This window comes from Streptomyces sp. NPDC002838 (genome assembly GCF_040295365.1).
Lineage (GTDB): Bacteria > Actinomycetota > Actinomycetes > Streptomycetales > Streptomycetaceae > Streptomyces.
In genome coordinates this window covers 176,419-183,158 of record NZ_JBEOVF010000015.1, presented here as the reverse complement: position 1 = coordinate 183,158, position 6,740 = coordinate 176,419, and the positions used below count along the sequence as shown (strand labels likewise).

Sequence of the window (6,740 nt, the reverse complement as noted above, 5' to 3'; positions counted from 1 at the left end):
TCCCGCTGTTTTGTTGTTTGTTTTTTGTCCCCCCCCCTCTGCGCTCTTTTGGCGGCGCCCGGCCGCGGGGGTGCGGTTGGGGGGGGTTCCACCCCGCGCGCCCCCCGGGGGGGGGCCCCCCCCCGCCCTTTTCGGTGGTGCGTCCCCCCTCGGGGCCTGTCAGTCCGTGCCGAACTCCATCGCGGCGCGGTCCAGCAGTTCGTCGTCCTCGGAGATCTCGCCGCGGGAGGCGATGGCCTCGGCGCCGCCCTGCGGCATGGCCGGCATGGTGCCGATCAGGCCGGTCGCGGCCGCCTGGGCGGCACCGATGGCGGGGCTGCCGGTGCCGATCAGGCCGAGGCCGGCGTACTGCTCCAGCTTGGCGCGCGAGTCGGCGATGTCGAGGTTGCGCATGGTGAGCTGGCCGATCCGGTCCACCGGGCCGAACGCGGAGTCCTCGGTGCGCTCCATGGACAGCTTGTCCGGGTGGTAGCTGAACGCCGGGCCCGTGGTGTCGAGGATCGAGTAGTCCTCGCCGCGCCGCAGCCGCAGGGTGACCTCGCCGGTGACCGCCGAGCCGACCCAGCGCTGCAGCGACTCCCGGATCATCAGCGCCTGCGGGTCGAGCCAGCGGCCCTCGTACATGAGGCGGCCCAGGCGCCGTCCCTCGGTGTGGTACTGGGCGAGGGTGTCCTCGTTGTGGATCGCGTTGACCAAGCGCTCGTAGGCCGTGTGCAGCAGGGCCATGCCGGGCGCCTCGTAGATGCCGCGGCTCTTGGCCTCGATGATCCGGTTCTCGATCTGGTCCGACATGCCCATGCCGTGGCGGCCGCCGATGGCGTTGGCCTCGATCACCAGGTCGACGGGGGAGGCGAACTCCTTGCCGTTGATCGTCACCGGGCGGCCCTGGTCGAAGCCGATCGTCACGTCCTCGGTGGCGATCTCGGCCTCGGGGTCCCAGAACCGTACGCCCATGATCGGGTTCACGGTCTCCACGCCGGTGTCCAGGTGCTCCAGGGTCTTGGCCTCGTGGGTGGCGCCCCAGATGTTGGCGTCGGTGGAGTACGCCTTCTCCGTGCTGTCGCGGTAGGGCAGGTCGTGGGCGAGCAGCCACTCCGACATTTCCTTGCGGCCGCCGAGCTCGGTCACGAAGTCCGCGTCCAGCCAGGGCTTGTAGATCCGCAGGTGCGGATTGGCGAGCAGGCCGTAGCGGTAGAACCGCTCGATGTCGTTGCCCTTGAAGGTCGAGCCGTCGCCCCAGATCTGTACGTCGTCCTCGAGCATCGCCCGGACCAGGAGGGTGCCGGTGACGGCGCGGCCGAGCGGCGTGGTGTTGAAGTAGGCACGCCCGCCCGAGCGGATGTGGAACGCCCCGCAGGTGAGCGCGGCCAGGCCCTCCTCGACGAGCGCGGCGCGGCAGTCGACCAGGCGGGCGATCTCGGCGCCGTAGGTCTTCGCACGGCCGGGCACCGAGGCGATGTCGGGCTCGTCGTACTGGCCGATGTCGGCGGTGTAGGTGCACGGGACGGCGCCCTTGTCGCGCATCCACGCGACCGCGACCGACGTGTCGAGGCCGCCCGAGAAGGCGATGCCGACGCGCTCGCCGGCGGGAAGGGAGGTGAGGACCTTGGACATAGGAAGAGTATGCATAGAAATGCATGATCATGCAAAGGGAATTTCAGGTCCCGCTCAGCGACGGACGGCCGCCTCTCGCGCCACGGAGACGATGAGTTCCCGCAGCCCCTCGGCGTACAGCCGCATGTTCTTGTAGGCGACGTCGGTGTCCGGATAGCGGCTGGCGAACTGCAGGCCGTCGTGGAACCTGGTGACCCACGCGCACACCTGGTCGCCGTACGAGACGCGCATCAGCGCGTGCGCCTTCATCTCCTGCCACCGCTCCGATCCCGGAATGTCGCGTGTGTCGACGAACGAGACGATCGAGTACAGGTCCGGGGACGTGGGCCGGAAGTCGGCGCCCAGCAGACGCAGCACGCGGGCGAGGGGCATCCGTGACAGTGGCTTGTTCTTCCGCAGTTCGGCGCGGACCACTTTCAGCGCGCTGTCGAAGTCCGGCGCCTGCGTCACGGGGATCTCGATCGGTGCGCCGCCCACATACCAGCCGAGCGAGTCCAGCCACTGGGACTTCACCCTGGTGTGGAACGGCACGACGGTGCGGTACACCCGCTGTCCGCCGATCTCGTGGACGAGGAGGGCGGTGGCCGCCAGGACACCGATCAGGCTTCCGCCGTACGGGCGGCAGTACGCCTCGAAGGCTCCCGCGTCCGCGTCGTCGACGAGCATCTCGCGCAACAGCTTCTGGGTGGGCAGCGGCCCTTCGGGTTCGAGTCCGAGGTCGACGGGGAAGTTCGGCAGCTTCCCCTCGCACTGGGCGACGAACTCGCGCCAGCGGGCGACGATCGCGTGCGTGTCGTCGATCCGGTCGGCGTCCGTCCGCTCGATCGCGCAGAAGTCGACATAGCTGGCGATCGGCGCCGTCTCCACGGCGCGGCCGGCGAGCGCGGCCTCATAGTGGTCGTGGATCTCCCCGGGGATGCGGTAGATCGAGTACGCGTCGACGTTGCTGTGGTCGAACACCATGTAGATGCTCGTGCCGTCCTGCCTGACGACCGCGGCGTAGAGGAAGTTCGGCCAGCTGAGGGCGTCCGCCGCGACGTCGAAACGATCCTCCAGGTACCGGGTCAGCGTCGCCGCGTCGGCGAAGTCGCCGACGTCCTCGCGGTGCAGCGCGACGGCATCGGCGTCCAGCGTGAACCGCCGCATCTCGTCGCCGACCCAGCGGAAGCCGCTGCGCAGTGTCTCGTGCCGGAGGGTCCAGGCGCGCAGTGCCTCCTGGAGGGCCTCGGTGTCGACCTGTCCGGGGATGTCGAATGCGGCGCCGCACCAGGTGGGTACGAACAATCCGTCTTCCCGCACCGACCGCGCTGTCCGTACATGCGACTCCTGTACGTAGGCGGGTGGGCGGGAATCCTCCGGCAGAGCGGCGGCCGTCTCGACGGTCCTCGGATGCAGCGTCCACTCCACGAGATATCCGGGCCGGATCTCACAACGCTGGATGTCGGTCGTGTGCAAGGGGCTCTCCGTTCGCGGCATCGCTCGATGTCCACATCAGCCCAACGAGGGATTGATCCGAAAGAGACGCCGAGGCCCGGCCGGGTCCTCCGGACGGCAGTCAGTTCCGGTTCACGACACGGGGAGCGGGGTCGGTCAACTGGAAGTGCCAGATGAGCACGGACGGGACCGCGTTGGCCGCTGCCGCCGCCTCGGGGACCGTGGCGGCCAGGGACCAGGGCCAGAGTTCCCACGGGCCCAGGTCCGACGTGGGCTCGCTCGGTGTGTCCTGCGGCGTGTCCTGTGGCTCGGAGCGGGCGCCGGGCGGTGCCGTGGGTTCTTCGCAGCGGCGGACCCGCAGTCCCAGGGGAAGTGCGGCGCGCAGGTAGTCGCCGACCAGGTGGCGGTGGCTCTCCAGACGTCCCGGCGTGCCGTCCGGCAGTCGGACGGGTGGGATCGCACCCCGCTCCAGCCAGTGCGGGTGGATGTCGCACATCACCAGGTGTCCGCCCGGGCGCAGTACTCGGGCGAACTCCGCCAGCACCGGCTTCAGGTCGCGGACGTGGGTCAACGCCAGCGAGCAGACGATCAGGTCCACGGCGTCGTCGGACACGGGCAGCCGGCTCAGGTCGCCCAGGTGGAACTCGCCGGCCGGCACGCGCTCGCGGGCCCGGGCGAGCATGTCGGGAGAGCTGTCCACGCCGATGATCCGGTGACCGCGCTCGGCGAGCAGGGCCGAGAGCCGGCCCGTGCCGCAGGCGGCGTCGAGGGCGACGCCCTTCGGCAGGCCGGCGACGATTTCCGCGAGGACGGGTTCGTCGTAGGCGAAGGCCGAGTTGGGGCCGTCGTAGGTCTCGGACCAGATCCGGTAGCCCTCGACCGTGCTCACGCGAGCGACGTCGACGGCCGCGTTCGCCAGCGATTCGTCGTCGAGCAGCTTTCGGATCTCGGCGATGCGGGAGTCGACGAAGTCCTGGTCGAACTCGCCGGTGAATGAGCGCAGAAGCGCGATGCCTTCGAGGCCCAGCAGGTATGCGAGCGGGTTCTCGTGGATCACGGCTCGACGCTAGCTACGCGCTTTTGAAGATCGCCACTGAATTATTCGCCATGGAATGGATCGCCACCGAATTGATCGCCACGGAAATTGAGTGACCAGGTCCGGCTCACCTCCGGCTCCACGGGTCCGCCCGGCGCGCCAGCCTGTGGGCTCGGCGGCGTAGGTCGGGCGGGAGGTGGTGGAGGAGGTCTCGGGTGGTGCGGCGGAGGCTGGGGGTGGCTGTGGTGTGCAGGAGGATGCGGTGAGGGACGGTGGCTCGGCCCGGTTGGCCTACGGCCAGGCGGAGTTGACCGGCCGGGCCGCCCCAGGTGGGGAGGATCAGGCGGGGCGGGGTGCCGAGCTTCATCGTGGCGGGGCGGGCGCGGTCGTCGTCCTGGGTGAGGCGGGTCCGGCGGCCGATGCCGAGGAGTTGGGCGCTCGCCCAGACCAGGTGGGTGCCGGGCTGCATCGCCTCCCCTCCGGCCGGCGCCAGAGGGTCGATGGCTGTCTCGCCGGTGAGGACCACGCGGTGCCGGCCGGCGCCGAGGGGTTCGGTGCGCGGGCTGAGGTCGGCGTCCGGGAACCACCACAGGTTGCGGGCCGTGTCGTGGACGAGGAGTTCACCGCGGGCGTGTCCGAGGGGGTGCGGGGCCTCCCAGTTCTCGGCGCCCTTGATGCCGTCGAGGAGGTCGGGGTCGAGGAGCAGGCGGCCGTGCCGTTCCACAAGGGTGAGGGGTTCGCCGTCGGGGCGGAGCATGCCGATCGTGGTGGTGACGTGGAGTCTGCCGGACTTCCAGCGGATGTCGTCGAGGGTGAGGTGCGGGGTGATCGCCTGGGTTCTTCGGGCGAGTTCGACCAGGGACTGAAGGTGGCCCTCCTCCAGCAGGTGTCCTCTGAGCCGGCTGATCGCCGGGAGTCCCTCGCGTACGCCCGGCGGATAGCTGTCGAGGGCCATGCGGCGTACGACGCCGAAGTGGCGTTCGAGGGCCTTGCCCGTGCGTTGCAGGACGCGGGGTTCGCTGACCGGGCGGAGGAGTTCGACGCGGTAGGAGCGGCGGAGTAAGTGGTCCTGGAGGGGGCCCGGTTGGGTGGCCTCCTTGATGGCTTCGACGACCGTGCGGAGATGGCCGTAGTAGTCCTCGGGGGCGGTCGCGCGTCCGCTGGTGTTGCCGCCGTCGTCGCGGCGGTTCCATACGTAGCAGGGGTGGCCGCCGAGGATCGAGACGGACTTGGCCCGCGGGTAGGCCCGGGCCATGAAGAGCTGGTCCTCCAGGCGGACCCGTCCCTCGGGGAACTCGATTCCGTGCTCGAGCAGGAAGTCGCGGCGGAACATCTTGTGCGGGGTCAGGCTCTCGAAGAGGGGCATGTCCTCGGCCGTGCAGTGCTCGACGGTGCGTTTGAAGAGGCTGCTGGGGCCCTGCATGGTGCCGGTGACCTTGCCGAGGACGATGTCGGAGCCGTTGCGGGTGGCGAGGCGGTGGAGTCGCTCGAGGGCCTCGGGGGTGAGTTCGTCGTCCTGGTCGACGAACTGGACGTACTCGCCGCGGGCCACGCGGACGCCGACGTTGCGCGGTTTGCCGGGCCAGCCTGAGTTCTCCTGGTGGACCACGCGGACGTGCGGGTGCCGGGCCGCCAGGCGGTCGAGGCGCAGGGCGGAGTCGTCGGTCGAGCCGTCGTCGACGTAGACGACCTCGTACGCGTCCTGGCCGAGGCTCTGGTGGAGGAGCGAAGGTGCGCAGAGCTCGATGTAGCGGCCCGCGTTGTACACGGGCACCACAATGCTGACCTTGAGCATCAACTTCCCCCCCAAGCCAAGTCCCTGTTGTTCTACGAACGTTCAGGATCTGGCAATCATTCCTCCAGGAAGTTCACGATCGCCTCACACAACTCCTCCGGCTGGTCCAGGTGCACGTCGTGGGACGCGTCCCGGACGACGGTGTGGGAGGTGGCAGGCCGGGCGGCCAGCATGGCGGTCGGTTCGTCGGGGCGCATGGTTCCGTTCTCGCCCTGGATCAGGAGAGTCGGGCAGCGGATCCGCGACCACTGCGTCCAGTAGGCGTTCGTCGCCAGCTCCGCGACGGAGTCGATCATCGTGTCGCGGTCCGTTCGCGGGTACCAGCCGTCCTCGCGTTTCTCCAGTCCCAGCGCCCAGGCTTCGTGTCCCAGGAACGCCGTCGCCTCCTCCTGGGACTCGAAGGGGGTCGGCCAGCTGTCGAGCCAGTCCGCCATGCGGGCCGGCAGACCGGGGCTCGGGCCCGCCGGGCCTGCCTCTACGAGGATCAGGGAATCCACCAGCTCCGGGCGGTCCGACGCCAGCAGCATCGCCGTATGGCCGCCCAGGGACTGGCCGACCAGGGTTACGGGGGCCAGGGCCAGGGCGTGGATCAGGGTGACCGCGTCCTCGACGTGGGCGGCACGGGTCGTGGTCGGGGGGCGGCGGCTGCTCGCGCCGTGGCCTCGGGCGTCGTACGTCACCACGCGGTGGCCGGCGGCGAGCAGGCGGCCGACCAGGTCGTCCCATTCGCCCATGTGACCTGCCAGGCCGTGCAGGAGGAGGACCGGGCGGTGTCCGGGCAGCGGTGGGGCGTGGTCGCGGTAGGCGATGCGGGTGCCGTCGGGGGTGGTGAGTGTCTCCGGCGTCAACTGGCCCTGCCCT

At 70.0% G+C, this 6,740-nt stretch carries 5 protein-coding genes; all 5 read right to left on the bottom strand.

Going from position 1 to position 6,740, the window contains the following annotated elements; all coding sequences use genetic code 11:
* Nucleotides 1–159: 159 nt before the first annotated feature.
* Nucleotides 160–1,614: an argininosuccinate synthase gene (argG, locus tag ABT063_RS21190; protein ID WP_351058905.1), complete on the bottom strand. Its 1,455-nt coding sequence runs from the start codon at nt 1,612–1,614 to the stop codon at nt 160–162.
* Nucleotides 1,615–1,668: 54 nt separating this feature from the next.
* On the bottom strand, nt 1,669–3,069 hold the full coding sequence (locus tag ABT063_RS21185) for a condensation domain-containing protein (RefSeq protein WP_351058904.1): 1,401 nt from the start codon (nt 3,067–3,069) through the stop codon (nt 1,669–1,671).
* A gap of 100 nt (nt 3,070–3,169) precedes the next feature.
* Nucleotides 3,170–4,105: a class I SAM-dependent methyltransferase gene (locus ABT063_RS21180; protein WP_351058903.1), complete on the bottom strand. Its 936-nt coding sequence runs from the start codon at nt 4,103–4,105 to the stop codon at nt 3,170–3,172.
* A 106-nt stretch (nt 4,106–4,211) separates the two neighbouring features.
* Nucleotides 4,212–5,879: a glycosyltransferase family 2 protein gene (locus ABT063_RS21175; protein WP_502990854.1), complete on the bottom strand. Its 1,668-nt coding sequence runs from the start codon at nt 5,877–5,879 to the stop codon at nt 4,212–4,214.
* A gap of 56 nt (nt 5,880–5,935) precedes the next feature.
* On the bottom strand, nt 5,936–6,727 hold the full coding sequence (locus ABT063_RS21170; RefSeq protein ID WP_351058901.1) for an alpha/beta fold hydrolase: 792 nt from the start codon (nt 6,725–6,727) through the stop codon (nt 5,936–5,938).
* Nucleotides 6,728–6,740 lie beyond the last annotated feature (13 nt).

Coding starts and splice junctions, on each gene's coding strand:
- argG (WP_351058905.1), bottom strand. CDS start 1,614: ATGTCCAAGGTCCTCACCTCCCTTCCCGCCGGCGAGCGCGTCGGCATC.
- ABT063_RS21175 (WP_502990854.1), bottom strand. CDS start 5,879: ATGCTCAAGGTCAGCATTGTGGTGCCCGTGTACAACGCGGGCCGCTAC.